We start from the raw sequence: 25,979 nt of genomic DNA, 5'->3' as shown, positions 1-25,979 counted from the left end.
CTTTGTTTATATTTATATTATATAATATTTATTTTTTATTTAAAGTCTTTTATTTACTTTTTTAATACCAAAATATATTAGCTATATTTTAGTATTATATCTTTTAACGTCCTTACACACATTGAAGGATACCTACCTGTAGAAACCTCCCCAGCTAACATAAAACCATTGATTCCATCCTTTATATGATTGTATAAAGCCTCAACTTCTGGTAAGGATGGTGTTTCTTTTCTTTTCATACTGTTTAATAAATAAGTTCCTAATATATATTCTTTATTTTTTAGTTTAGTTTTATTTAGAATTTCCTCCTGTATTAATGGTACTTTAAATATATTTGTTTCTGGTATTAGGTCTCCTCTTCCTATCACTATACCATCTACTTCCTCTAAAATTGAATCTATATTTTCCACTGCCTCTTTAGTCTCAATTTTTGCCCATATTTTAGGAAAATTACCTTTACCAAATCTTTTTAATGTTTTACTTATACAGCCTTTTAATTCTATTATATCCTCTTTACAAGTAACATAAGATAAACATATTATATCCACACCTTTACTTAATCCCCAAACTATATCTTTTTTGTCTTTTTCATTAAGATTCATATCACCTCTAAAAATATTTGGTATATTCACCCCCTTTTCTTTTCTAATAATTCCACCCTTTTTAACTCTAGTTTTAACCAACTTACCACATATATCAATTATTTCAAATTCCATTGTAGCATCTTTCATATATATTGTTTTTAAATTAGCTAATGAATCCAAATTTTTTAATATTGTTAAAGGTACAACCTTTTTATTTTTAAATTTTAAATTATAATTTTCCTCTATACAAAAAAATACTATGTCCCCTGTATAAACTCTTTCTTCCCTTATAAACTTATGACTTACTCTTATTTTATTTCCTTGTAAATCTTGTAATACTTTTATGTTTTTAAAATTATTTACAATAAATTTAATAAGTCTCTCTGTATTATTATAATCTATATGGGAAAAATTAAATCTTGCTACATTCATTCCTTCTGATGCCATATCTTTAATTGAATTTTCATCATTAATCTTAGGGCCTATAGAACAAATTATATACATACTTACCTCCTTAGTATCCAATATATTATTTCCTTTTATTATAAGTTTACTTAATAGAATTATAAAAACTATATTTATGTAATTGAATTGGATAAATTAATAACATTTCATGTAGACATATAATAATATTATACAAAAATATGTAACAAACACAAATAATAGTTAATATGTTTATTTTATGAGTAAAATATTTTATATATTAATTTAATTAATTTAGTTTACATTAATTTATATTTACATAATATTTTTTATGTAAATATAAATACATTAGTATTAAGATAAATTTATTGCACCTATACAAAATAATTGAATATAATAAAAGTAGACAATCCTCTTTTTTTCATGATACATTATGCCTTTAAAGGGTAAGGAGGGATTTATATGGGACACAAGCATAAAAACTGTTGTGAGTACGAATACTATAAAAAATGTGGTTGTGGTTGTAATTGCTGCAGAAATTCTGGCTGTAATTTCTTTGGATTAGGAAATTGTGGATCTTCATGTAATAATGGTTCTATATGGCCATGGATTCTTATAGCTTTATGTTGCAATAGATGGTAATAAATTAGGGACAGCTTTACTAAGCTGCCCCTTTTATTTAAAATTTTCTTCATATTATTGGGAAATATAAATATAATTGTATCCAATATACAAATTCCAATTATATTTTAGATATATTTTATTTGCATATCTTTTATATTGTAGAAAAATAGAGAATTAACTGAATTATTAGTTATTAACATTATAAAAATTCATGCTATAATTAAGACAGGTTCTCTAAAGGGGGATGTGATTATGGAAAGCTATAATTATTTTTATGCATTAGAGGATAATTCAGTAGAAAATCTTTCAAAATATCTACTGGATAAAATTAAAGGGAAAAATAAAATTCTTATACTATGTATAGGAGCAGATAATTGTACAGGGGATTCACTTGGACCTCTTACAGGTACACTACTAAAAAAAAGCAATTGCCCATGTACTATAATAGGAGATTTAGAAAATATAGTAGCATATAATAATTTAAAAGCTACTTATTCTCACATAAATAAAAACCTTAAAGAATACTTTATTATAGCAATAGATGCATGTTTAGGAGAAACAAAGGATATTGGAAAAATATTCGTAGAAAATGAAGGTATAACTGCTGCTTCAGCTTTAACTTCTAATCAAATATGCATAGGAGACATTTCAATTAAAGCAGTAGTTAATAAGCTATCCAGTTTCAAATGTTCTAATCTATACATTTTACAACAAACTAGATTATTTTATGTATACACAATGGCAGACACAATCTCTAAAGCTCTTTTAAAAGCTTTAAAACAGAACCGTAATAATTATATAAAATGCACATCAAAAATATGCTAAAAACACGCAGTAAATTTACTGCGTGTTTTTGATTAAAATATTACATAGTCAGCAAATAATGAATTGGAGCGTTAGGTCCCATTGGTAATTCCAAAGAAAACCATCCAATTAAAAGTAGACTCCATCCTAGTAAAAACAACATTGAGTATGGAAGCATAGTTGATATTAATGTTCCTATTCCACTATCTTCATCATACTTTTCCGCAAAGGTTACTATAAGTGCAAAGTAGGACATTAAAGGCGTAATTATATTAGTACAAGAATCTCCTACTCTGTATGCAGCTTGTGTAAACTCTGGTGAATATCCTATTCTCATAAACATTGGTACGAACACTGGTGCCATTATAGCCCATTTTGCTGAAGCAGATCCCATAAAAAGATTTATAAATGCTGCCACTATAACAAATAGTATTATTAAAGGTATTCCTGTAAGTCCTGTAGCTTTTAAAAACTCTGCGCCTTTTGCTGCTAAAATTGTTCCTAAATTAGTATGACCAAAATAAGCAACAAATTGAGATGCAACAAATACTAAAACAAGATATCCTCCCATTCTTCCCATGCTTTTCCCAAGTGAGTTAGCTACATCCTTATTGTTTTTTATTTTCCCTGAAGAAATACCATAAGCTACTCCTGGAATAAAGAAAAACAGAGCTATTATCGGAACTATTCCATCCATAAAAGGAGTATGTCCTATTATCTTATGAGTCTTAGGATCTCTTAATATTCCATTATATGGTATAAGCGTAGCTAACAATAGTATCATAAATATCAAAAATGCTATTCTTGCAGATCTTAATCCTTTTTTTTCTTCTATAGATAATTGAGTCATATCCTCAGTAGGTGCTTTATCGTAAGTACCAAGTCTTGGTTCAACTATTTTTTCTGTAACAAGAGTACCTATTATTGTAATTAAAAATGTAGATACCAACATAAAATAATAATTTCCTGTTGCTGCAACTGAATAATTTGCATCAAGTAATTTAGCCGCCTCTGTACTTATACCTCCAAGTAATGGATCTGTAGTTCCTATTAAAAGGTTTGCACTAAATCCACCAGATACACCTGCAAATGCAGCTGCTAAACCTGCAAGAGGATGTCTACCAAAGCTTAAAAACACCATAGCTCCTAGTGGAATTAAAACTATATATCCTGCATCGGATGCAATATTTGACATTACACCTAATAATACAACTACTATTGTAACAAGTTTTTTTGGTGTATTCATTACAACTTTTCTAAGTAGTGCTTGTATAAGACCTGATTCCTCTGCCATACCTACTCCTAGCATGGCCACAAGAACAGTTCCTAAAGGAGCAAAACCAGTAAAATTTTCTACAGCACTAGTAACCATATATCTTAATCCGTCTGCTGTAAGTAAACTAATAGCTTTTACATCTTCAAGTTTTGTGCCTCCTTTCACTTTATCTACCATAGTAAATTCTGCATGAACTCCACATCTTGCACAAATATCAGAAATTATAATGATAATAAGACTTAAAATAACAAAAATTGCAGCTGGATGAGGCATTTTATTACCAACTCTTTCAACCCAATCCAAAAATGACGAAAATCCCCCTTTTCTTTTCTCTTTTTTCACCGGACTTCTCTTTATTTCCCCCATAATATAGTTCCTCCCTTTAAAATAAAGTCATAACACACTATCTTTTATATAATTAAATGATTATATTTACATTAGTGTATTATTTTTAAATTTTATGAATATTTTATTAATATTTTAACATATGCATTAACTTATTTCAATAATATTTAAAATGCATTAATTAATTTTATAAATGTGATAATTTAGAATTAAATCTTTCATTGTTAATAATACAAAATATTTGCAACTATTTATAAATAGTTGCAATTAAAAATATTTTCAAAATAAAAAACTAGGTTTACACCTAGTTTAAAAAGAGAGTTTAAAATGAATTATATAATTAAAATATATATTTACATAGATGTTTTGTACATTTAATATACTATCATAAACGTATTGTATATATAATAATTATCCCCACCACTATAAATTTCTTTTAACGATTTATAGTGTTATAAAATACATTAAGAACATATTTAAATATATTTTATATCATTTTAATCTCTCTTTTCAATATATATATTGCACTATTTTATTTTTTATATGTGATGTAAATTTTACTATATAATTTTTCTTTTACAAAGAATATTAAATATAAGTAAAGCTAACACTCCTCCTATGAAAGCAGTTATAAATTGAGGTAAACCCATCATTATTACAAGTTTATTTAAAATTTTTTTAGTCATATCTATATGCAATAAATATACGAATTTACTTGCAGATAAATATAAAAAAATAAATTTAACTAATGAAGCTACTATTATAGAAATATATTTTAAAATACTTCCTTTTAATTTATAAATCATAGAAAAAATAATAATAAATATTATATTACTAATAATTATAAAAGGTAAAAATGGTGCCATCGGTGAGGGTAGTTGACCTATGATCCATGCAAGTAATGGAGTCATAATACCTATTAAAGCACCCCAAAATGTTCCACAAATTAATGTAGTTATTATTAAAATACAATTAACCATAGACCCTACAAATATTTGACTTATTTGAGGAATACTTCTTCCAATAGATTGTATTATTATAGCTAGAGCCAAAAATAAGGCTGTTTTAACTAATTTTCTTAGATCTTTCACAATCACTGCCCCTTTTTTATATTATTGAAAATTTCTGTAGCTCTATTAAGAATTCCATTCATATATGCTATAGCTGTACCATAATTAGTTATCGGTATTCCGTAACTTTTAGCTTTGCATATTCTCTCCATCATTTGCTTCCTATTAAACATACATCCTCCACAATGTATTATAAGTTTATATTCCCTAATATTTTCTGGGAAATCTACACCTGAACTGAAAGTAATCTGAAGATTTGCTCCCACCTTTTCCCTAAGCCAATTAGGAATTTTTTCCCTTGCTATATCTCCCTTTAATGCATGGTGAGTACAGGACTCTGAAATAAGTACCTTATCTAAAGGCTTTAATTTTTCTATTGCCATGGCACCCTGAATAAAGGTCTCTAAATCCCCTTTGAATCTAGCCATAAGTATTGAAAAAGATGTGAAATTAACATCCTCAGGTAATAATTTATTTACTTTATTAAATATTTGGGAATCTGTTATTACTAAATTTGGTTTAATTTTCATTTGTTTTATAACGTATTCCAATTGTGAATCTTTAATAGTAATCACTATAGCATCATTATCTAAAAGATCTCTTATAGTTTGTACTTGTGGTAGTATTAGTCTGCCCTTAGGTGCTTGAATATCTTGAGGTGCCACTAATAAAATAATATCACCCTTATTTATTATGTCTCCTACTAGAGCAGGCATTTCAAAATCAACTGGAGAATTTTCGATTATTTTTTCCTTTAATTTATCGATATTAATATTTTTTAATGCACTTACTTTTATAAAAGGAATTTGAAATTCTCTGTTATATTTGTAAATATCTACTTCTGTATTTATATTATCAACTTTGTTAATAACACCTATTATAGGTATCTTTTTTTTCCTTAATTGTTTGTACCAAGCTTTTTCATAATATAAATCATCTACATTAAAATTAAACACCAAGATTGCTAAATCAGTTTTTTCAATAATTTGCTCAGTCTTCTTTAATCTTAATAATCCTATTTCTCCCTCATCATCATCAACACCTGCAGTGTCTATTATCATTACCGGACCTAACGGTAATAACTCCATGGCTTTATAAACAGGATCAGTGGTAGTTCCAGCCTTATCCGACACTATTGAAACCCTTTGATTTGTCAATGCATTTATAATACTAGATTTACCAACATTTCTTCTACCAAATATAGCTATATGTAATCTATTTCCTTTAGTAGTGTCATTCATAGTATCCACCTCCTAAGTTAAAATCTTAAATCTCTTTCCCCCTGCTCTATTCGTTTCAGTTTTTCTAATGTGGATTTTTTAACATTCTCCCTTGGTATTTCTAGTAATGCCTTTTTTATAGTTTCTTCTCCTATAGATTTAACTTCATCATTTCCATAATCAAGCAAAAATTCTTTAAATGTTAATATTGCATTTGGTTGACATACATTATGTATCTGTCCTGACTTTGCAAGACTCATAAATCTTTCTCCTGTTCTTCCTTCTCTATAACAAGCTGTACAATAACTAGGAATATATCCTCCTTTACAAAGATTTTTTATTATTTCAATTGGTGATCTACGATCTCCAACCTGAAACTGAGGCTTTTCATCATTAATATCTTTTGAATTCTCCTTTGCGTATCCTCCAACCCCTGTACAAGATCCTGCACTTATCTGAGATATTCCAACTTCTATAACTTCATCTCTAAATTTAGACTCTTCTCTTGTAGATAAAATCATGCCTGTATAAGGTACTGAAAGTCTTAATATGGCAACTATTCTTTTAAATTCATTATCTGTAACAATATAAGGATAGTTTTCAAGGGTAACTCCTTCTGCTTCCCTAATCCTTGGTACAGAAATAGTATGAGGTCCTACGCCTGTGGCCTTCTCTAAATGTTCTGCATGCATAAGCATAGCTATTGTTTCATATTTATAATCATATAAACCATAAAGTACACCTATTCCTACATCATCTATTCCAGCTTCTCTAGCCCTATCCATAGCAGTGGTATGATAATTATAGTCATGTTTGGGACCTTGAGGATGCATGTTTTCATATACTTTTTTATTATAGGTTTCTTGAAATAATATATAAGTCCCTATTTCGGCTTCTTTTAATCTTTTATAATTTTTAACAGAAGTAGCCGCTATATTTACATTAATTCTTCTAATACTACCATTTTTAAATTTTAATGAATATATTTTTTCTATACATTGTATTACATAATCTAATGAACAATTCACATCATCTTCACCAGCTTCTAGTGCTAATCTTTTATGACCTAATCCTTCTAATATTCTTACTTCTTCCTCAAGCTCATTCATGTTTAGTTTTTTTCTTTCAAATTCCTTATTACATTGTTGGTACCCACAATATTTACAATTGTTCACACAGTAATTGCTTATATATAAAGGTGCAAATAAAACAATCCTTTTACCATATATTTTCTCTTTAATTTCTTTAGCTACTTTATATATTTCTTCTAAAATTTCTTTATTATCTACAGCCAAAAGCACTGCTGCCTCTTTATGTGAAAGGCCTTTACAACTACTTGCCTTTTTTAATATTTCCCTTACATATATTAAATTTTTGCTTTTTACGTTACCTTCCTTTATGCTCTCTAAAATCTCTGAATTAATTATAAAATCTTCAGCTTTGTATTCTTTCATATTAAACAACTCCTTACTTTATTTTAAAACTATCTCCTTTAGTAAAGGAAATCTTTTTCCCAGCCTTCAATATATATTTTTCTATATCCTTTCTTTCTTCTAGTATGCTTTTATGCACTTTTAATTTAGATGGATATATTTCATAAAGTCTTCTATATTTATGTGGCTCAACTTTTTGCATAATAACATTTGCTCCAGAGCTAAAAGCAGCTATTTTATCTAGTTCATTTAACACCCCAAGAGAAGTTGTGGCAGGTAAATGTGTATACTTTAACATAAGCCTAGCAAGAGCTACTACCTTTAAAGTTAAAAATGTACTCCCTTTTACCTGATTTTTAAGTTCTGTTTCAGGATGAGGAATAAAAGGACCTATTCCTGCCATATCCACTTCTAAAGATTTTAAAAAGATTAAATCTTTAGCCAAAGTATCATAACCTTGCCATGGTAATCCCACCATAAATCCACTCCCTATTTGATAACCTAATTTTTTCAGCTCTTTTAAGCATTGAAATCTACTTTTAAAATTAGAGTGAGGATGTAATTTATTGTATAAAAGTTCATCTGCAGTTTCATGTTTAATTAAAAATCTATCTGCTCCAGTCTTTTTAAACTCTTTATATTCTTCAATTTCTCTCTCTCCTATACTTAAGGTTATGGCCAAATCCCCTATTCCTTTTATTCTTTTTAAAATTTCACATATTTTTTCTTTACTGTACCATAAATCTTCTCCTGATTGAAGAACAATAGTTTTATATCCAGCTTCATAAGCTTCAAACGCTGTGTTTACAATTTCATCAATTGTCATTCTATATCTTTTTATTAATTTATTATTACAATTTAATCCACAATAAGCACATTTACATCTACAATAATTAGAAAATTCTATTATGGCCCTTATTTGTATTTCATCTTTACAATATTTTAATGTAACTTGTTCAGCCTTATAAAATAAATAACTTAAATTCTCATCTTCTTTATCTAATCTTAATATTTTTATGATTTCATTTTTATTTGGTTGGTACCCCAAAGATATTTTATTTATTAGCTCTTTAGTTTGCATAAATAACTCCTTATAATCACTTTTTAGTTATAGCCGATTTAACATTTACTCCACTTATTCTTCCAAGTTTACCTGTTATAGCACTAATTTCATCTGAAGTACCATCCACAATAAGAGAAATGACACTTAAGTTCCTCTCTCTATATGGAACTCCCATCCTTCCAACTATCACATGAGCAAAATCATGAAGTATGCTATTTACCTTATTAGCACATTCAAATTCTTCTATAACTATTCCAACCACACCTACTCTTTTGTCCATAAATTTTTCCCTCCCAATATTAAAATAAAAAAACCCTCTAGCAAAACTAGAAGGTCACATACTCCATATAAAAAACACCCTTATCTATACTTAATAAAGTAGTGATTACAGAATATATTTGTTTCCTTTCCTCTTGCTCAGATAAATTCTTTACAATTAGATAAAACTTTTTAAAATCTCTTTTATCAGAAATCACCAATAAAAGGGATATGTATATATTATATTTTTTTAAAATTTATATGTCAACTATATTAGTATAAATATAATAGTTTACTTTCAAATTTTCTATAAATTGAGTATATTAATCTAGGCCATTTCCGGGATTGATCGATGTCCAATTCCTACTACCACCTCATTTAAGTGAAGTAACCCTATACTTAAAAATATACAGACACTTAAATGTTCCTTTCCCCTAGCAATACCAATTTTACCACCCACGTTAAGACCATTTGCCTTAGTTGACACTTGCATAATAGCTTCTCTAGTTGCTCCTGCTACAGCTCCATCATGAAGATGACAATCCTTTATAACACCACATCTCTTAGACGCAACTAAAGCTCTTTCTACTATTTTAGGTATAGAATTATTTAAATTCCCACCAATGTCCACAGCTGCAGTTATAATGCCTTTATCCTTAAACCTACTTTCAAGTTCTTTTTCACTATCCCTAGAGGAAATAGCCATTTTTATAGAACTTTTTGCTACTTCTATACTATCAATTTTCATCTTCTATCACCCTTCTTATAAAATACTCTTCTTACTTATATATTTTATCATATTTAAATTTAATTTTATTCTAAATTTTTTATTCTTTTTGTACATTTTCTATTAAATATTATATACATAAGTATACCATCAAAGGCCCACTGCACAGTAGTAATCCACCATACATTAATAACAGACCATCTAAGTTTATAAATAAAAATATATATTAAAGGAAGCCTAATACAAATCCCTGTAAATAATGAAATATAAAGGGGTGTTTTTGCATCACCAAGACCTTTTAATGCTCCCGAAAACACATTAGAGATAGCTATAAATGGTTGTTCTAAAGCTCCTATAGACAAACAAAGGGCTGTAAGTTTAATTAGCTGCCTTTCATTGTCTTTAACAAATAAATCCGCCAAAAAGTCTGGCATAATAACAAAAAAAACAGAAAAAGTCATCATCATTCCTACTGCTAATAAACAACAATAGTTTGCATATTTTTTTGCCATTTTATAATCCTTTTCCCCGGCTCTCATTCCTACTAAAGCAGTAGCTGCTACAGATATACCAACTCCTGGCATTACCGATATTCCCTCTATTATATTTGCTATCTCATTTGATGCAAAAGATATTGATCCTAAACTCATAATCATACCAGTACAAAATAGTCTTGTTATTCCATACGCACCTTCTTCTAAACAAGAGGGTATACTTAGCTTTAACACCTGCTTTATTGCAAAAAAATTACTTTTCACTAAATATTTAATGTTAAATTTCAAAAAATATTTTTTTAAAATATAGAAAAAAACTACTATAAATCCTATAGTTTGGGATATTACAGTAGCTATTGCTGAACCTATTATCCCCAAAGATTTTGTCCCTATTCCAAATATAAATATAAAATCAAAAAATATCTTATTTAAAGCTACAATCAATGATATTTTAAAAGGTATAACCGTATTTCCTATTCCTCTAAGAATTGCGTTTATTATAGTTATAAGTATGTTAGGCACTAGTGCTATAGAAATAACTTTAATATATATATTTGCATAGTATAAAACTTCATCTTTAGCTTTAAACAATGAAAGTATTTCCTTACTAAAATTAAATAATATTACAAACATTAATATGGCTAATAAAAATCCTATCCTAATACCAGTATAAGAATATAATTGTGCCTCTTTTATACTTCTTGCACCAATACTTCTTGCAACTAATGAAGTTATTGAAATGGCAAGCCCTATATATATTATAATATTAAAAGAAGTATTAACTATTTCCGTACTTAAAGTTACAGCACTAACTGCCTTATTTCCACCAAAATTACCTATCATCATAGCATCAAAAATGTTCATAAAGTTATATACAACCATTTCACCTATTACTGGCAAAGATAAATCTATAACCTCTGATAAAACATTATTTTTTTTCATATAATTTACCTTTCTTAAGTTGATTCATTAATATACTTATTTAAAACATTTCAATAAAATAACTTTTAATTTTTTTTATTAATTTCCATATATAAAATTAAGTAAAATTTTTAAATTTGGGTAACACTATATTTAGCCCTTAATAAATTTAATTAATTAAACCATTTAGGAGGTGCCTAACAAATATATGAAAAGAGCACTAAAAATTTTGGCTTTAATAATAATTTGTACTTTATTTGGAAGTTATGCTTCAGCCCAAACTAAAGTAAATAAAGAAGAATTAAAAATAGAAATTGAAAACCTATATAATAATCGTTCTAAAGTATTTATAAATGGAGATTTGAGTGCTCTTCAAAGTTATTTTGATACATCACATAAATACGGTGAATGGGCTCTTGAACATGAAATAAAAAGAGTAAAGTATTTAAAACATTGGGCATACCAAAGAAACATAGAATTTAAAGATGTTAAATCCTCTGTTATTTTATATAAAGTTTATAATACAAAAAAAGGTGTACGCCTTGCTTTAAAAGAATTATACAAATTTAACTATTTTTATAAAAATGACTCAAACCCTACTATAAATTCTTTTGGAGTTGGAATAAAACATACAGTAGATTTAACTAAAAAGAATGATAAATGGGTTATCTTTAGTGATTGGTACACAGATTGCTTTGAAGATGCTTTAAAATCTTACACTGGAGACATTACTCCCTGGGATTTTTCAAAAGATGAAGTATTTTCAATAGAAAATTGTCCTAAAGTAATAAATGAAAACTATGAAGGCCGCTACGACAGATTAAAAGCCATAAAATATGCAGATAAGTATTGTGGAGCTTCTTTAGATTATAATACAGATTATAAATATAATAAAAAATATAAGGACTACAATGGCATTGGTGGAGATTGCACAAACTTTGCATCTCAAGTTTTAGGAGACAAAGATGCTGGTGGTCTAAAATTTGATGGTTCATGGCATTGTAACTATCCTAAATATGGTATGGCTGAAGGAAGTAAAGCCTTTGTTAATGCTGATGCTTTTAGAAACTATCTTCTCTATAGTGGAAAAGGTAAATTAATAAAAAGAGGAGATTTTAAACAATTAATAACTCCAATAGAGGGCTATCCTTGTGGTTCGGTACAAAAATTAGAACCTGGAGATCTTATATGTTACGCAAAAGGTCATGATATAGATCACTTCGCTATAGTAACTTCTTGGGATTCTAGAGGATATCCTTTAATAAACTCCCATACTACAGATAGGTACCATGTGCCTTGGGATTTAGGGTGGGGAGATAAAAATATTTTTTTTCACCTTATTCATATAAGATAAAGTACTATTGCAGAAAGTAGATGAGATAAATTGAGAAATAAAAAATTTAAATTATGCTCATTATTAATAATAGGTATCTTTGCTTTTAATTTTTATATATACAATTACCATATAAAAGATTCTGAAAATGTTATCTCTCCAGATGAAAATAGGAAAGTTGTATATTTAACTTTTGATGATGGACCCACCCATGTAATAACAAATCAACTATTGGATGTATTAAAAGAATATAATGTAAAAGCTACATTTTTTGTAGTAGGTAAAGAAATTGAAGACAAAGAAGATATTCTTCTTAGAATATATAAAGAAGGTCATGGAATAGGACTTCATACTTATTCTCATAATTATAAAAAAGTATATTCTAATGAAGAAATATTCGTTGATGAAATGTTGAGCACACAAAAATATATAAAAGATATTACAGGATTTCACTCTAATATAATACGTTTTCCTGGAGGAAGTGTGCCCCATCTAAACACTAATTTTTTAAATAAGCTACATGATAATAACCTATTAGTATATGATTGGAATATAGATTTAAAAGACGGTATGTACCCAAATCTAACTTCCGAACAACTAGTTAGTAATTCAAAAAAATATAGAGGTAATCCTGATAGATTCATTATATTAATGCATTGTAATTTTAATAATAAAAATACAGTAAAGGCTCTTCCAAAAATTATTGAATACTATAAAGAACTAGGTTGTGATTTTAGAGCAATAAATGGTAATACCAAAGAATATTATTATAAATTTAGAAAATAGGCTTAATTAATGCCTATTTTCTAAAGCCTTTTCCTTCTACTTCTGATACATCTAATATAGATATAAAAGATTTTTCATCTATTTCTTTTACTATTTGCTTTAATTGAGGCAATTGAGCTAACGGCACCACACAATATAATACTCTTCTACTTTTATTGGTGTACGCTCCCTCTCCATATAAAAATGTAACTCCCCTTCTCAAATTACTCATAATAGCTTCACTTACAAGTTGTTCCTCTTCAGTAATTATAAGAATTAATTTATCTCGATCAAATCCCTTAACTACTTTATCTATCATATATGCAGTAAGATACATAGAAACTAATGTATACAAAGCTTTTCTAATATCAAATATAAACGCTCCCGCAGTTACAATCAATACATTTACTATAAAAGATATTTTACCTATGTCCAAATTATCATACTTTTTTTTTATAACAGATGAGACTATATCAAGTCCTCCTGTAGAACCATGATTACTAAAACATATTCCTACACCTGCTCCATTTAAAATCCCTCCATATAAACATAGAAGAAGTGGATCATCAATAGCTGTATATTGTTTAAGTGGTCTAGTTAATATAAGCATAACAGAAAGAGAAATACTCCCTATTAATGTGTATATTGTAAACCTTGGACTCATCTTTTTATAACTTAAATATAATAATGGTATATTCATTATCAGTACTATATATCCTGAAGGTATGTTAAATAGATACTCCACAATTAAAGCTACTCCAGATACTCCTCCACTTAATAATTTAGCATTAATTATAAACATATTTATGCCTATAGCAGAAACTAAAGGTCCTAATATTATGAAAATTATATTTTTAAAACTTTTTTTATTAATATACTCTTTTAATTCCACTTATTTTTCCCCCTTATAATATAACCCTATGTAAATAATATTACATTTCTTAGAATAAGTAAATTATAAAATAAACGTACCATTAAATTAATAATTACATATATTAATATTGTAATTATTGTATAAAGTAGAAAGGTAAAATATGTTTATTTGTCCATTTTTTCAAAATAATTTGTTCAGACAAAATCCACAAATATCTTATTTAAGACTTCTTCATGCTTCTCCAGATGCTCCAAAAGTAGACGTATATTTAAATAATAAAATTTTAGTTAAAAATCTTGAATATAAAGATTTCACAGATTACTTTGCAATGCAACCTGGATATTATGTACTAAAAGTATATCCATCTGGAAGTACTTCCGTACCAGTAATAGATACAAATATATTCATCTCAAATAACCAAATACTAACAGGAGCTATACTAAATTTCTTGAAAGAATTATATTTTAAACCTATAGAAGATACTGTTATGTCTCCTATAAAAGATAAAGTAATGTTAAGATTTGCTCATTTATCTCCAAATACCCGTTCAGTAAATGTATCCATAGCTAATAGTGGGATAATATTTACTGATATATCATTTAGTGAGGTCACCCAATACGAAGCAATAGACCCGGGTATATATGGTATACAAGTAAGAGGTTCTAATACTGACGATGTATTATTATTATCACCTAACATAATATTGAAAGGGAATAATTTTTATACCATATATTTAGTTGGTCTGTCAAACAGCAATCCTCCTCTTCAACTGTTAGTTCCTCTAGATGGTAATAGTTACATTAAATTTTAAATACTTTTATTTTAAAAGCTGTGGGCATTTATAGAGCTCACAGCTTAAAAATTATATATATTGGTTTGCAGCACACGCCCAGTCTTTTGTGATTTCCCCCATATCTTCTATAGCTATCCTTACATCATTTTTTTCTATTTTTTTATTTGAAAGTTTCTTAACTTCACCAAAATAATCTTTTAAAGACAACTCTTGTTCTCTTCCAGTTAAAACCCACAATGTCTTAAAATTTATAGGTTTTATAGACAATTGTTTTTCTCCTTCCCCATCCGTAAAATATATCAAAAGATAATCTCTTAACTTTTGATCATATATATACTGAAAAACGGGTGAAAAAGCAGTTCCACCTTTTGTATCTATTTTTCTTTTAAGATCCTTTAGTGTTTTTACATCATACACCCTTCTTATCCTATCATCACATTCTATTATTGTAACAGTAGAAGGGTGATTTTTTAATATACTAAAAATTTCTACCATTATTTTTTCTATTTCCATATCTGTAATGCTTCCGCTTATATCTATAGCAACTATAATTTTTGTTATATGATTTGTTAGTTTTCCTCTTAAATCTAATCTATTCGGTTGTCTTCTGTTTTTTCTTGTAATAGTTTTCTTGTACCCAACAGGTAACGTCCCTATTATTTTTTTCAAATAATTACTCCAAGATACTTCTGGTTTTTCATTTAATTTTTTTAATGCTTTTTCCACTGATTTTGGAGTTTTCCCTTTACATGCATTATTAGCTGTTTTCTTTATAAGTTCTTTTAATTGCTCAGAATGCAATTTTTCTTTAAATTTAACCCAAGTTTCATGAATTTTATCCAAAGAATTCTCTTTATAATTATTATTTAATAACTCCAAACCTTTTTGTCCTTTTAATTTATCCATAGCCTTATATATTTCATGGGCATAATACTCTACAGTTTTATTATATTCTAAATCCACATTAAATGATAACTTAACGCTTTCTATGGTGGGTAACCACTTAGGCAACCCCTCAATATATTGATTTATGGATATATCCAGTGCAGTATCAACTATGTAGTCATTATATCTTTTTGCAAGTTGCTTTCTCCTTATAAAATGTGAAAACATTATATGGTATATTTCATGTTTCAAAAGTGCCTGCATTTCTTCTAAGCTATATTTTAAAAACATTCTTGGATTAAAATTCAATGTAAAATGAGAAACTGAAAAAATAGTGCCTATTGCTGTAGGCATAAATACATCTATGTTTCTCTTCATTTGTATAATAAAAAAACCGAAAAAATTATTTTCCCCCTTCATAAGAGAAAAATTACATATTTCTATTAAATCATAAAAATTTTTAACAAAATGCTCTGATAAAATTAAGTTATCATCACATTTATATAGCTCTTTTAGTAAATTTCCTCTTAATTTTTCAAATCTATAATTTCCCATAAGATTCTCTCCTAATCTTCAACTTCATTGTACATAGAAAAATATCCTTCTATGAAAACTTCATCCTTCATAAACTCTTTATATAGCGTTTCTTCATAATTAATTTTAACTTCCTGCATAATACCCATTTTCAAATCAACAGGATATATTTGTAAAAACTTAGAGAATATATTTATTTCTTTTTCCGTATGTTCATTATTTTTTAAATATAAAAGAGCATTCTTACAAGCTAAATAAAGTTTTGAATGGCTCTCATTCTTTACCCTAACTACTAAATTTTTATCTAAATCATAATTGCAAAATATTTCCTCAGGTTTAATGATAGGATTCTTATTTTCTTCCAAAAAATTCATAAAATCCTGTGCTATACTACTTGAAACATTCCCTTTGACCACATTATAAAATATGTTAGAAGAATATTTTGCCTTTTCTTTTAAATAAACTTTATATATATTAGAAACTCTCTCCCAACTTCTTGGAGTAGCTTTTATAGGTTCTTGTGAGTATGGCGTATGAAGGTACTCAGGAAAATTGGAAATAAACTCTAAGATATCTTCATGTATATTAACCCTTTCATCCTTTCCCCACTCTAACCAAGCTAATACATCCGAATCTAATTCAATCCAGACAAACCTATCTTCCTGTGCAGGATCCATATCTACAACCTGATAATCACTTTGTACATAATTATCGTATTTATTTGATGGATTCATAGCCGCAATTACATATACTCTTTCTGAAAGAACGTATCCATTTATCTCTCTATTTAATACTATATTCATCAATTCCTGTTGTACACTATGTTCACATCTATTAATCTCATCTATAAATAATAATATTTTCTTACTACTATCATTTTCTAAAACTTTATCAATCTCTACTAATTTTGTATATACCGCATACACTGTTTTCTTTTTTGTAGTAACAATACCATCTATACTTCTTATATCTTCCTCAACAGTAGGTAGTCCTCCAATCTCACCTTCTTTTAGAAGATTTCCATCTATATTTATGAAATAATATCCTTCTCTCTTAGCATATTCTCTCACTAAAGCTGTTTTCCCAACGCCACTCTCTCCTATAAGTAATGGAACTGCTCCACTTTTTATAACTAAATCCACCGCAAGTATTGCTTCATTAAAATTCATATATATCTCTCCTTATATACTTAATTTATAATCTAATAGTATTCTTTTAGCTTTCATACTGCCGTACTTATATATAAACTTTACTTTATCAAATTCAAAAGAACTGCATCTAATAAAATCAATAACATATTTATCTTCTACATTATTATTTTTAATTTTTTCTATCAATATTGGCTCTATATTTATTATGTCATCTTTATCCAAATATTTAACTATATTCACATTATCTAAGATAAAAAGTTGAATTTTTTCTATAGTAATATTATTTAAATATTTCATTGTTTCTTCATTTTGCATTATACATAATCTTTCAACCTTTAAGGTTGGCTCTTTTATGTATTTTATAGCACTCCAATCCTTTTTTACGGCCACAAATTGTATTTCCTCATTTGGGTTTTCTATATATTTTATAGAATCAAAGTCCTTCTCTACTGCCAATTTTTGAATCTCTACGGAAGGATTTTGTACATATTGGATAGCCCAACCTTTATTTGCTATTGCCTCATATATAACAGGTTTACTAGGTTTTTTTATAAATTTTAACGTATTCCAAGCCTTTTTCACTGCAAACAAACACATCTGTTCTGTAGGATTTGGTATATATTCTATACACCATACATTATTTTTAAGTGCCTCCCATGCTATCTTTTCACTTGGATTTTTTATGTACTTTAAAAGCATTCCATTAGATTTTATAGCTAGTATTGCCATATCCTCTGTTGGATTTTTTATTAATTTAATATAATATGGATTCTTTTCTATCCGACTTATAATTTCATCTTTATTCAATATAAATCACCACCTAAATTTTAATGTACTATTATATATTAACATAAATTATAAATCTATGGAATTTTATAATTAAACAATAATAATTATTATTTTATGCTTTTCATACTACTTCTTGTAAAATAATTATATTTTAAAGTTTAATATAAAAAAACCTTATTAATAGATTTTATATCTACTAATAAGGTTATCATTATTTTTTATATCCCTAACAATACAACAAGAAATATTGCAAGTACAATTGCAAATATGTATATAGAATAAGTAATACTATTCATTTTATAACCCATTTTATCTATCTCATCATTGATTGTTTTCTTAACTAATGTCTTATCAAAATTAACAGATGATCTTTTTATATCACTTATATTAATAACTTTTTTTGGAACCTTTTTTTTAATATTTTTCCTAAATTCTAATTGAATTTCTCCTAATGAAGCAAAACTATTATTAATAAAATTAATCATATGTATTAATCCTTCATCACATAATTTCAAAATAACGGAACTTATTTTAAATATAAAGTTTATTGTAGGACTGTATACATTTCTTTCTACACTAAACCAGTTTAAAGCAATATTTTCATACCACCATTTATTATCTTTTTCTTTTCTTAAAACTTTTCTTATAAAGAATGTATATATTAAAGTTCCTATTATAATAGAAACAAATGAAGATTTAATATTAGATAAAGTATAAAATTTTACATCTAAACCACCAGAAACATTAAATGTAGTTACAGCCATATCTAATATGTCTATTATAAAACTAGGTTTTATTCCTATAAATATAATTAATATAGATAATATTATTATAGGGAAAATTGCAATATTAGTTATATTAGTTTTTATTTTTCTATCAGCATCATTATTATCCTCCATAAAAACTGCTATAAATATCTTTAATAAATAGGCAGTTGTAAACGCACCACTTAGTGTAAATATACTTTCACATATTATTCTCCAATAAATTGGATAAACAATCATAGCCTCAGTTAAAGCATGATGAAGCAAATTTTTACTTATAAAGCCATTAAATCCGGGCATTCCTATTATGGCACAAAATCCTATAAAAAACATTACCGTTATTAGTTTCCTACCTTTCCCAAATCCTCCTATAGAATTTATACTTAGTTCATGTAAAACCATATATATTATACCCGCCAACATAAATAAGAGTACTTTAAAAAACACATGATTAATTATATGATATAAAGTTCCATATAAAGCTATTGCTTTGTGCTCTTTAAGAATTCCCATAAGCCCTATTCCTACAATAATATAACCCATCTGACTCATACTACTATAAGCTAATATTCTTTTTATATTTCTTTGGAACATAGCTAAAAATCCACCTGAAACCATAGTAATAAAACCTAAAATTAAAATAACTATAGCCACTTTTTCGTCCTCTGAAACTATTAGCTGTGATGTAATTAGTATGCCAAATATACCCGTTTTAAGCAATATACCGGAAAGAATAGCACTGGCAGGTGCAGGCGCCGCTGGGTGTGCCTTAGGTAACCATATATGCAAGGGGACCATACCTGCCTTTACACCAAACCCAAATATTATTAATGAGGTTATTACATACTTTATCCATCCTATGTTTAGTAATGCAACTTTAAGCTCAGATATTCTTAAAGTTTGTGTATAATCATATAGTAAGAATAATCCCATTAAAAGTACTAGTCCCCCAGTAACTGCCATTATTAAATAAGTTTGCCCTGCTTCATGAGAATATGCATCCTCATCATGTATTATAAGTGGATAGGATGCTAAAGACATGATTTCAAAGAATGTAAATAAATTTATCAAATCTTCAGATATAAATACACCTATAGTACTCCATAAAGTAAGCATAAAAAACAAATAGTATCTATTTCTATTTTTATAACTAACTAAATATTGAGTAGAATAAATAGTAACTAAAAACCAAATAAAACATGTTAGCCATACAAATATATATCTAAACATATCAAGTTTTAAATGTAACCCTACCCCCATAATATCTGAAATAGACAAATTTATAGTTTCATAACTAACTATTGGGTATAAGTATGTTACCAATGCTAAGATTACACCAGTAATAAATATATTAAATAAATCCCTAATTTTTTCTTTTATTCTACCTAAGATGAATCCAATAAAAGCTCCAAGTAAAGGTATAATAATTATAAGTAACAATATTAGTTTTGGATTCACTAGCTTCACCATCCCTTTTAAAAATTATATTAACTCTTCAGCAATTTTACTTACAAAAGCAAGTATTGGATTTGGAAATAATCCTAAAATTACTGTTATTACAGTAATACTTATTATTGGTATAAGCATTTTTTTGGGGGCCTCTTTCTTTAAAACAACTACTTTATCATCACCCTTTTTAAAAAAGGCTGCTGTAACTACAGGTAATAAATACATAGCAGTAAGTAATGCACTTAAAAGAAGTATAGCAGGAAAAGCAGCTTTCCCTTCTGTTAACCCTCCTTGAGCTAAAAACCACTTACTAACAAACCCATTGGTAGGTGGTATTCCTATCAATGAAATAGCAGAAATAGTAAAGCACCACATGATTATTGGCATTTGTTTTCCTATTCCTTTTATTTCGTTAATTTCAGTTTTATGAGTAGTATACATTATAGCCCCTACACAAAAGAATAAAGTTATTTTAATCACAGCATGGTTTATTAAATGCATCATACCTCCAATAAATGAATCTTTATTTAATAAAAGTATTCCTAATAGAATATATCCTAATTGACTTATAGTAGAATAAGCCAGTCTTTTTTTTAAGTTTTCTTGATGTAATGCTAAAAAAGATCCCATAAGAATAGATATAATAACAAATACAATTAAATATTTAGTTCCATTTACTTCCTTAACAGCTTCCGTACCAAAAACATAAAAAGTAATTCTAATGAGGGAAAACACACCAGACTTAACTACCGCAACTGCATGAAGTAGTGCACTTACTGGAGTCGGTGCCACCATAGCATTAGGAAGCCATGAATGAAAAGGAACTAAAGCCGCTTTAACACCAAATCCAATAAACATAAGAATATAACTTATACTATACATACTGTTATAATTATCTAATCCTTTTAAAATTCCCCCTGGAATAAAGTTTAAGTTATTTGTAACACTAAATAAAAGTATCATTCCAAACAATATAAAAGTTGCTCCTGTAAAGGAATATATTAAATACTTTTTCCCGCTAGCTAAAGCTTCTTTGCTACCTGAATGTATTACTAGAGGAAATGTAGCTAATGTTAAAAATTCATAGAAAAAATATAAAGTAATTAAGTTACCTGAAAAAGCTATACCTAAAGTAATGCCTAAAGTAATAATAAAATAAATAAAAAATTTCTTTTCTTTTCCCTCATGTTTCATATACTCCATAGAATATATTGAAGTGAAAAACCATAGTATAGAAACCAATACTGAAAACAGTATACTTATCTTATCTACTTTAAAATATATATCTAAAAACTCATTTACTCTTAATAAATGAAAACTGCTTTCTCCAAAATAATTTGTAATACCTATTACTAATAATAAATTAATGAAAACTGTCACGCCTACAAATATATTTCTTATTTTTTCAGAAAAATTACTAAATAATAATAAAATTGCTGATAAAAAAGGAAAAAATATTGGTAGTAATATTAATGCGTTATTCAAATTAAAATCCTCCCATACTAAAACCTGTCTTAATTAAATCAATAATTATACTTGATCCAAAACCTATTCCAATCATTGCAAATACTAATATACCTATTGGCAAAATTTGTTTTAAAGGTTTGCTTTTCCCTTTAAATACTTTTCCCTTTAGATTTTCCTCTCCAAAGAAAGCATTTATTGAAATAGGAAAATAATATATCGCATTTAATAGACTACTAACAAGTATTACTACTATAAAAAAACCTTTGTTTACCTGCATACTCCCAAGTGCTAAATACCATTTACTTATAAACCCTGGAAGTAATGGTATACCAATCATAGATAAAGAAGCTATAAAAAACAATGTTAGAATATAAGGCATTTCTTTACCTAACCCCTTAAAATTTGATATTTCCTTATAACCAGTTGCATGTATAATATCTCCTGCACATAAAAATAATGCTGCTTTGGTTATTGCATGAGATATTATATGAAAAATTGCTATTATGATACCCAATTCTGTTCCAAGACCTATGGCAAAAAAAATATATCCTATTTGTGCGACACTTGAATAAGCTATAATCTTTTTCAAATTTCTCTGCATTATCGCAAACACAGAGCCAAATATCATTCCTAAACATCCCAAAATTAAAATGATATTAAATATTGGGAAATTACTAATAATACCCCTTCCAAAAACCCTATAAAGTATCTTAATAAAGAATATTATATATCCTTTTAATACAAGAGATGAAAGAATTGCGCTTGAAGATGTTGGCGCACTTGAATGTGCATCCGGAAGCCATATGTGTAATGGGAACATAGCACTCTTAACTCCTATTCCTACAGTAAATAGCCCCAAAGTTATAAGAATTATATTAGAATAATTTTCATGTACTGTAACTAAACTTTTATGTATATAACTCATATTAAGATATCCAGTGATTGAATATAGAAATGCAATTCCCATAAGAACTAAACCAGATCCAAGGCAACTCATTATTAAATATTTCATTCCCGCTTTAATATTTTCCTTTTTGTCTTTCACTATAACAATACCACAAGAGGCTAAATTTCCTATTTCTATAAACACAAAAACATTAAACATATCATTAGAAAATACTATGCCTAATAAAGCTCCTAAAAGTATATTAACTAATAGATAATAAAATGATATTTTCTCTTCTTTTATATCATAATGAATATTGTAAATTGAATACCATGTAATCATTACAGATACAAACATAAACAATGTGCCTATAATACTTTCTATTATTCCTACGTGAAATTCTATCCCATAGGGTGCATTAAAGTGTCCTATTCTATAAAAATATCTGCCATAATCTATCACATATTTTAAATTTATAATGTGCATTATTAAACACAATATAAAAGTAATTAATGATATTGCTTTTACAATATTTTTATTTTTTATAAGTGGCATTATAAATGACGTTATAAACAATATTAAAACCGTTATAAGTGGAAATGCTTGTACTACACTCAATATCATTCTCCCCTTTTTTCTAATATTTGATCTAATTGTATAGTTCCATATTTCTCATTTATTTTTATAGTTAGAGCCAAAGCAAAAGCAGTAGTACTAACAGCTACTACTATTCCTGTAAGCATAAGAGATGTTGGAATAGGATTTATATATTTATCTACTCCCTTGTACATTCCTGTAATAATTGGAGCCTCTTTACCCTTTATATATCCCTTAGCTATAAAAAATAGAAATACAGCAGTATCCATAATATTCATACCAATGATTTTTTTTATCAGATTATTATTAAGCAGTAGTATTGAAAACCCAACCCCAAATAATATAATAGATGCTGTTTCATAATAGTTTATTATAAGTTTTTCCATTTTTAAATTTCTCCTTCTTCGAATAAGCTATAAAAAAAATACATTGAAATTCCTACTAAAAGTCCTACAATTATATTTAAAGGTAATATAAAACCGCCACTTAATATATTTCCAGCTGTTCCAAGTGGAGGTTTGGGTAAATTTATATGATTTCCTCCAGTTATAAAACTATACCCTTTCATTGTCCCATAAAGTAACAGTCCAAATGATACAATTCCCATTAATTTTTTATACGCGAATTTTTTTTTAGCCTCATCTTTACCAAAAACAATTCTATATAATATAAGGCTTACTCCAAAAATAGTGCCTCCTGCAAATCCTCCTCCTGGACTTAAATGTCCATTAAAAACCACATACAATCCGAATATTTGTATGAACGGAATTATAATTTTACTTACTTGAATTAAAATACTGTCCTTCATTAAATATCTCCTCTATCCTTTTATTCCCTTTTTTAAAAGTATCATTACTGTAATTGTTGAAGTAAACAATACACTAGCTTCTACAAAAGTATCAAAAGCTCTATAATCTAGTATGACACCTGTTACTATATTAGTAGCTCCTGTATCCTTAATTGAGTTATCTATATAATATTTTGATACTTCATTATGGGTAGGATTATTATCGTTTCCAAACTGGGGCAAATCCATTACTCCCAGAAGAAGAGTTATTGTGATTAGCACTGTAATTAGTACCCCTATAACTTTATTCATTATTTTGCTCCTTTAATTTTCTTTAAGGTAATAATAAAAAGTACTGTTGTAATTCCTGCGCCTACTGATGCTTCAGTAACTGCAATATCTGGCGCATTAAGTTGCTGCCATAATATAGCCATTACAAGACTGTATACTGTAAATACAATTATAGATCCAAGTAAGCTCTTTATCATTGATACAGCTATAGATGATCCTATTAGAGTTAAAAGCATTATTATACTAAATATTTTCATTATCTACATCCACCTCACCCTGCTTGTCTAAGTTCTTCCTTAAAAATTCTGCTTTTCCTATTAAATGTGTTGCCGTAGGGTTTGTTATCCATACAAAAATAATAACAAGAATAATTTTTAAGCTTATAACATTAAATCCATTAAATATAATAAGACCTATAAGACTTAAAAATAAACCTAAAGTATCACACTTAGCAGCACTATGCACTCTAGTAAATACATCTGGAAATCTTAATATACCTACTGTACCTACTAAAAAAAAGAACAATCCTCCAATTAAAAATAAACTTCCAGATAAAATTTTTATCACTTTTTTCCCTCCCTAACACCTATACAATTTGATATAACAACAGTTGCGATAAAACTTATTAATGCATAAACTAAAGCTACATCCACAAAGTAGGTTTCATGAAGTATAAAGGATACCATAAGTATCAAAACTATGGTTTTAGTGCTTATTACATTTATTGCTATAAGTCTATCCGCTGCACTTGGTCCTTTAATTGCCCTATACATACATCCCAAAATAGTTATAGATAAAAAAATTATTGAAAAAGTTAATATAGTTATCACTGTTTATACCCCTCTGCTTTCAAAAGAATTTTCTCAAAATCCGAATCTATTAAAACCTTTACATTTTCTTTTTCCAAACAGTGTATAATAAGCTTATCATTATTCAATTCTAAAGTTAAAGTTCCTGGTGTTAAAGTTATGGAATTTGCTAATATAGTTTTATAGAAATCAGATTTAAGCTTTGTGCTTATACTAAAGATTTGAGGTGAGATTTTCATTTTAGGACTTAATACTAACTTCGCCACATGAAAATTCGATTTAAATATTTCTCTAATCAGAAATAATATATAATAAATACCGTAAATTACTTTTTTACCTTTTACTCCTTTACTCTTTGTGTCATTTAGAATTATTTTTTTATTAAATAAAAATATACCTAAACAAAGCACACTTCCAATTATAATCCTTTCCATATTTAGGATTTCCGATAAAATAATCCAAAACACAATATACAGGCAAATAACCCAATTTTTCATGAATTTATGTCTCCTTTCTTCTAGTATTTCATCTTTCTATATTATATTATCAAATTTCATAGCCAT

The 25,979-nt window shown here is 27.5% G+C and carries 28 protein-coding genes; 5 read left to right on the top strand and 23 right to left on the bottom strand.

All coding sequences use genetic code 11. The features are described 5' to 3' along the window. Window positions 1–77 precede the first annotated feature (77 nt). Window positions 78–1,088: a pyruvate kinase gene (locus EJL03_RS02650; RefSeq protein WP_125152412.1), complete on the bottom strand. Its 1,011-nt coding sequence runs from the start codon at window positions 1,086–1,088 to the stop codon at window positions 78–80. A 381-nt stretch (window positions 1,089–1,469) separates the two neighbouring features. On the opposite strand from EJL03_RS02650, the gene EJL03_RS02645 reads away from it, so the two are divergent. Both EJL03_RS02645 and yyaC read left to right on the top strand, forming a co-directional pair. Next, complete coding sequence (locus EJL03_RS02645; protein WP_125152411.1) at window positions 1,470–1,649, top strand: hypothetical protein; 180 nt, start codon at window positions 1,470–1,472, stop codon at window positions 1,647–1,649. Between the two features lie 234 nt (window positions 1,650–1,883). Continuing rightward, window positions 1,884–2,456 (top strand): spore protease YyaC, encoded by a 573-nt coding sequence (gene yyaC / locus EJL03_RS02640; RefSeq protein WP_125152410.1) that lies wholly within the window; start codon window positions 1,884–1,886, stop codon window positions 2,454–2,456. 40 nt (window positions 2,457–2,496) lie between these two features. On the opposite strand, the gene EJL03_RS02635 is transcribed toward yyaC, so the two are convergent. The 8 genes from EJL03_RS02635 to EJL03_RS02600 form a co-directional block, all read right to left on the bottom strand. Then, window positions 2,497–4,077, bottom strand: coding sequence for an AbgT family transporter (locus tag EJL03_RS02635; RefSeq protein ID WP_125152409.1), 1,581 nt, complete (start codon window positions 4,075–4,077; stop codon window positions 2,497–2,499). 539 nt (window positions 4,078–4,616) lie between these two features. Beyond that, window positions 4,617–5,147: an ECF transporter S component gene (locus tag EJL03_RS02630; protein ID WP_243108615.1), complete on the bottom strand. Its 531-nt coding sequence runs from the start codon at window positions 5,145–5,147 to the stop codon at window positions 4,617–4,619. Between the two features lie 2 nt (window positions 5,148–5,149). After that, window positions 5,150–6,367, bottom strand: a complete 1,218-nt coding sequence (gene hydF, locus EJL03_RS02625) for a [FeFe] hydrogenase H-cluster maturation GTPase HydF (RefSeq protein WP_125152407.1) — start codon at window positions 6,365–6,367, stop codon at window positions 5,150–5,152. 17 nt (window positions 6,368–6,384) lie between these two features. After that, window positions 6,385–7,800: a [FeFe] hydrogenase H-cluster radical SAM maturase HydG gene (gene hydG, locus EJL03_RS02620; RefSeq protein WP_125152406.1), complete on the bottom strand. Its 1,416-nt coding sequence runs from the start codon at window positions 7,798–7,800 to the stop codon at window positions 6,385–6,387. A gap of 13 nt (window positions 7,801–7,813) precedes the next feature. Next, window positions 7,814–8,860: a [FeFe] hydrogenase H-cluster radical SAM maturase HydE gene (hydE, locus tag EJL03_RS02615; protein WP_125152405.1), complete on the bottom strand. Its 1,047-nt coding sequence runs from the start codon at window positions 8,858–8,860 to the stop codon at window positions 7,814–7,816. A gap of 16 nt (window positions 8,861–8,876) precedes the next feature. Then, window positions 8,877–9,122 (bottom strand): TM1266 family iron-only hydrogenase system putative regulator, encoded by a 246-nt coding sequence (locus tag EJL03_RS02610; protein ID WP_125152404.1) that lies wholly within the window; start codon window positions 9,120–9,122, stop codon window positions 8,877–8,879. Window positions 9,123–9,428: 306 nt separating this feature from the next. Next, a complete protein-coding gene (locus EJL03_RS02605) occupies window positions 9,429–9,848 on the bottom strand; it encodes a HutP family protein (RefSeq protein ID WP_125152403.1) in 420 nt (139 codons plus the stop codon). Window positions 9,849–9,913: 65 nt separating this feature from the next. Then, window positions 9,914–11,263: an MATE family efflux transporter gene (locus tag EJL03_RS02600; protein ID WP_125152402.1), complete on the bottom strand. Its 1,350-nt coding sequence runs from the start codon at window positions 11,261–11,263 to the stop codon at window positions 9,914–9,916. Window positions 11,264–11,450: 187 nt separating this feature from the next. Between EJL03_RS02600 and EJL03_RS02595 the strand changes: the two genes are divergently transcribed. Continuing rightward, window positions 11,451–12,596: an amidase domain-containing protein gene (locus EJL03_RS02595; RefSeq protein WP_125152401.1), complete on the top strand. Its 1,146-nt coding sequence runs from the start codon at window positions 11,451–11,453 to the stop codon at window positions 12,594–12,596. Between the two features lie 30 nt (window positions 12,597–12,626). Then, entirely contained in the window at window positions 12,627–13,361 is a 735-nt protein-coding gene (locus tag EJL03_RS02590; RefSeq protein WP_125152400.1) for a polysaccharide deacetylase family protein, read from the top strand. A gap of 13 nt (window positions 13,362–13,374) precedes the next feature. On the opposite strand, the gene EJL03_RS02585 is transcribed toward EJL03_RS02590, so the two are convergent. Next, the gene (locus EJL03_RS02585) at window positions 13,375–14,232 is read right to left on the bottom strand and encodes a YitT family protein (protein WP_125152399.1); all 858 of its coding nucleotides are present in this window, start codon (window positions 14,230–14,232) and stop codon (window positions 13,375–13,377) included. Between the two features lie 142 nt (window positions 14,233–14,374). On the opposite strand from EJL03_RS02585, the gene EJL03_RS02580 reads away from it, so the two are divergent. Further along, on the top strand, window positions 14,375–15,025 hold the full coding sequence (locus EJL03_RS02580; protein ID WP_125152398.1) for a DUF4397 domain-containing protein: 651 nt from the start codon (window positions 14,375–14,377) through the stop codon (window positions 15,023–15,025). Window positions 15,026–15,076: 51 nt separating this feature from the next. On the opposite strand, the gene EJL03_RS02575 is transcribed toward EJL03_RS02580, so the two are convergent. The 13 genes from EJL03_RS02575 to EJL03_RS02515 all read right to left on the bottom strand — a co-directional run bounded on the left by EJL03_RS02575 (window position 15,077) and on the right by EJL03_RS02515 (window position 25,913). Beyond that, on the bottom strand, window positions 15,077–16,447 hold the full coding sequence (locus EJL03_RS02575; RefSeq protein ID WP_125152397.1) for a vWA domain-containing protein: 1,371 nt from the start codon (window positions 16,445–16,447) through the stop codon (window positions 15,077–15,079). A gap of 11 nt (window positions 16,448–16,458) precedes the next feature. Beyond that, window positions 16,459–17,595, bottom strand: a complete 1,137-nt coding sequence (locus EJL03_RS02570) for an AAA family ATPase (RefSeq protein ID WP_125152396.1) — start codon at window positions 17,593–17,595, stop codon at window positions 16,459–16,461. Window positions 17,596–17,607: 12 nt separating this feature from the next. Then, a complete protein-coding gene (locus EJL03_RS02565; protein WP_125152395.1) occupies window positions 17,608–18,384 on the bottom strand; it encodes a hypothetical protein in 777 nt (258 codons plus the stop codon). 200 nt (window positions 18,385–18,584) lie between these two features. Next, a complete protein-coding gene (locus EJL03_RS02560) occupies window positions 18,585–20,588 on the bottom strand; it encodes a complex I subunit 5 family protein (RefSeq protein WP_164508977.1) in 2,004 nt (667 codons plus the stop codon). 24 nt (window positions 20,589–20,612) lie between these two features. Further along, complete coding sequence (locus EJL03_RS02555) at window positions 20,613–22,064, bottom strand: complex I subunit 5 family protein (protein WP_125152393.1); 1,452 nt, start codon at window positions 22,062–22,064, stop codon at window positions 20,613–20,615. A 1-nt stretch (window position 22,065) separates the two neighbouring features. Beyond that, window positions 22,066–23,550 (bottom strand): complex I subunit 5 family protein, encoded by a 1,485-nt coding sequence (locus tag EJL03_RS02550; protein WP_164508976.1) that lies wholly within the window; start codon window positions 23,548–23,550, stop codon window positions 22,066–22,068. A gap of 2 nt (window positions 23,551–23,552) precedes the next feature. Then, the gene (locus EJL03_RS02545) at window positions 23,553–23,915 is read right to left on the bottom strand and encodes a sodium:proton antiporter (protein WP_125152391.1); all 363 of its coding nucleotides are present in this window, start codon (window positions 23,913–23,915) and stop codon (window positions 23,553–23,555) included. Between the two features lie 2 nt (window positions 23,916–23,917). Next, window positions 23,918–24,337, bottom strand: a complete 420-nt coding sequence (locus EJL03_RS02540; protein WP_125152390.1) for an MnhB domain-containing protein — start codon at window positions 24,335–24,337, stop codon at window positions 23,918–23,920. Between the two features lie 12 nt (window positions 24,338–24,349). After that, complete coding sequence (gene mbhE / locus EJL03_RS02535) at window positions 24,350–24,628, bottom strand: hydrogen gas-evolving membrane-bound hydrogenase subunit E (RefSeq protein WP_125152389.1); 279 nt, start codon at window positions 24,626–24,628, stop codon at window positions 24,350–24,352. Continuing rightward, a complete protein-coding gene (locus tag EJL03_RS02530; RefSeq protein ID WP_125152388.1) occupies window positions 24,628–24,864 on the bottom strand; it encodes a hydrogenase subunit MbhD domain-containing protein in 237 nt (78 codons plus the stop codon). The genes mbhE and EJL03_RS02530 overlap by 1 nt, the downstream gene beginning before the upstream one ends. Beyond that, a complete protein-coding gene (mnhG, locus tag EJL03_RS02525; protein WP_125152387.1) occupies window positions 24,851–25,174 on the bottom strand; it encodes a monovalent cation/H(+) antiporter subunit G in 324 nt (107 codons plus the stop codon). The genes EJL03_RS02530 and mnhG overlap by 14 nt, the downstream gene beginning before the upstream one ends. Beyond that, window positions 25,171–25,437 (bottom strand): MrpF/PhaF family protein, encoded by a 267-nt coding sequence (locus EJL03_RS02520; RefSeq protein WP_243108613.1) that lies wholly within the window; start codon window positions 25,435–25,437, stop codon window positions 25,171–25,173. The genes mnhG and EJL03_RS02520 overlap by 4 nt, the downstream gene beginning before the upstream one ends. Further along, entirely contained in the window at window positions 25,434–25,913 is a 480-nt protein-coding gene (locus EJL03_RS02515; RefSeq protein ID WP_125152386.1) for a Na+/H+ antiporter subunit E, read from the bottom strand. Before EJL03_RS02515 ends, EJL03_RS02520 begins: the two co-directional genes overlap by 4 nt. Between the last annotated feature and the right edge of the window lie 66 nt (window positions 25,914–25,979).

Origin of the sequence: Clostridium rectalis (genome assembly GCF_900626095.1) — a bacterium.
Classification (GTDB): domain Bacteria; phylum Bacillota; class Clostridia; order Clostridiales; family Clostridiaceae; genus Clostridium_AS; species Clostridium_AS rectalis.
Note: the sequence above shows the minus strand (reverse complement) of the source record. Positions and strands in the feature narration are given on the sequence as shown.

Bases quoted from the DNA above. Each gene is read 5' to 3' on its own strand.
- EJL03_RS02570 (WP_125152396.1), bottom strand. From the start codon at position 17,595: ATGAATTTTAATGAAGCAATACTTGCGGTGGATTTAGTTATAAAAAGT.
- EJL03_RS02575 (WP_125152397.1), bottom strand. From the start codon at position 16,447: ATGGGAAATTATAGATTTGAAAAATTAAGAGGAAATTTACTAAAAGAG.
- hydG (WP_125152406.1), bottom strand. From the start codon at position 7,800: ATGAAAGAATACAAAGCTGAAGATTTTATAATTAATTCAGAGATTTTA.
- EJL03_RS02580 (WP_125152398.1), top strand. From the start codon at position 14,375: ATGTTTATTTGTCCATTTTTTCAAAATAATTTGTTCAGACAAAATCCA.
- EJL03_RS02645 (WP_125152411.1), top strand. From the start codon at position 1,470: ATGGGACACAAGCATAAAAACTGTTGTGAGTACGAATACTATAAAAAA.
- EJL03_RS02595 (WP_125152401.1), top strand. From the start codon at position 11,451: ATGAAAAGAGCACTAAAAATTTTGGCTTTAATAATAATTTGTACTTTA.
- EJL03_RS02530 (WP_125152388.1), bottom strand. From the start codon at position 24,864: ATGAAAATATTTAGTATAATAATGCTTTTAACTCTAATAGGATCATCT.
- mbhE (WP_125152389.1), bottom strand. From the start codon at position 24,628: ATGAATAAAGTTATAGGGGTACTAATTACAGTGCTAATCACAATAACT.
- hydF (WP_125152407.1), bottom strand. From the start codon at position 6,367: ATGAATGACACTACTAAAGGAAATAGATTACATATAGCTATATTTGGT.
- EJL03_RS02635 (WP_125152409.1), bottom strand. From the start codon at position 4,077: ATGGGGGAAATAAAGAGAAGTCCGGTGAAAAAAGAGAAAAGAAAAGGG.
- hydE (WP_125152405.1), bottom strand. From the start codon at position 8,860: ATGCAAACTAAAGAGCTAATAAATAAAATATCTTTGGGGTACCAACCA.
- EJL03_RS02605 (WP_125152403.1), bottom strand. From the start codon at position 9,848: ATGAAAATTGATAGTATAGAAGTAGCAAAAAGTTCTATAAAAATGGCT.
- EJL03_RS02600 (WP_125152402.1), bottom strand. From the start codon at position 11,263: ATGAAAAAAAATAATGTTTTATCAGAGGTTATAGATTTATCTTTGCCA.
- yyaC (WP_125152410.1), top strand. From the start codon at position 1,884: ATGGAAAGCTATAATTATTTTTATGCATTAGAGGATAATTCAGTAGAA.
- EJL03_RS02650 (WP_125152412.1), bottom strand. From the start codon at position 1,088: ATGTATATAATTTGTTCTATAGGCCCTAAGATTAATGATGAAAATTCA.
- EJL03_RS02515 (WP_125152386.1), bottom strand. From the start codon at position 25,913: ATGAAAAATTGGGTTATTTGCCTGTATATTGTGTTTTGGATTATTTTA.
- EJL03_RS02545 (WP_125152391.1), bottom strand. From the start codon at position 23,915: ATGGAAAAACTTATAATAAACTATTATGAAACAGCATCTATTATATTA.
- EJL03_RS02610 (WP_125152404.1), bottom strand. From the start codon at position 9,122: ATGGACAAAAGAGTAGGTGTGGTTGGAATAGTTATAGAAGAATTTGAA.
- EJL03_RS02540 (WP_125152390.1), bottom strand. From the start codon at position 24,337: ATGAAGGACAGTATTTTAATTCAAGTAAGTAAAATTATAATTCCGTTC.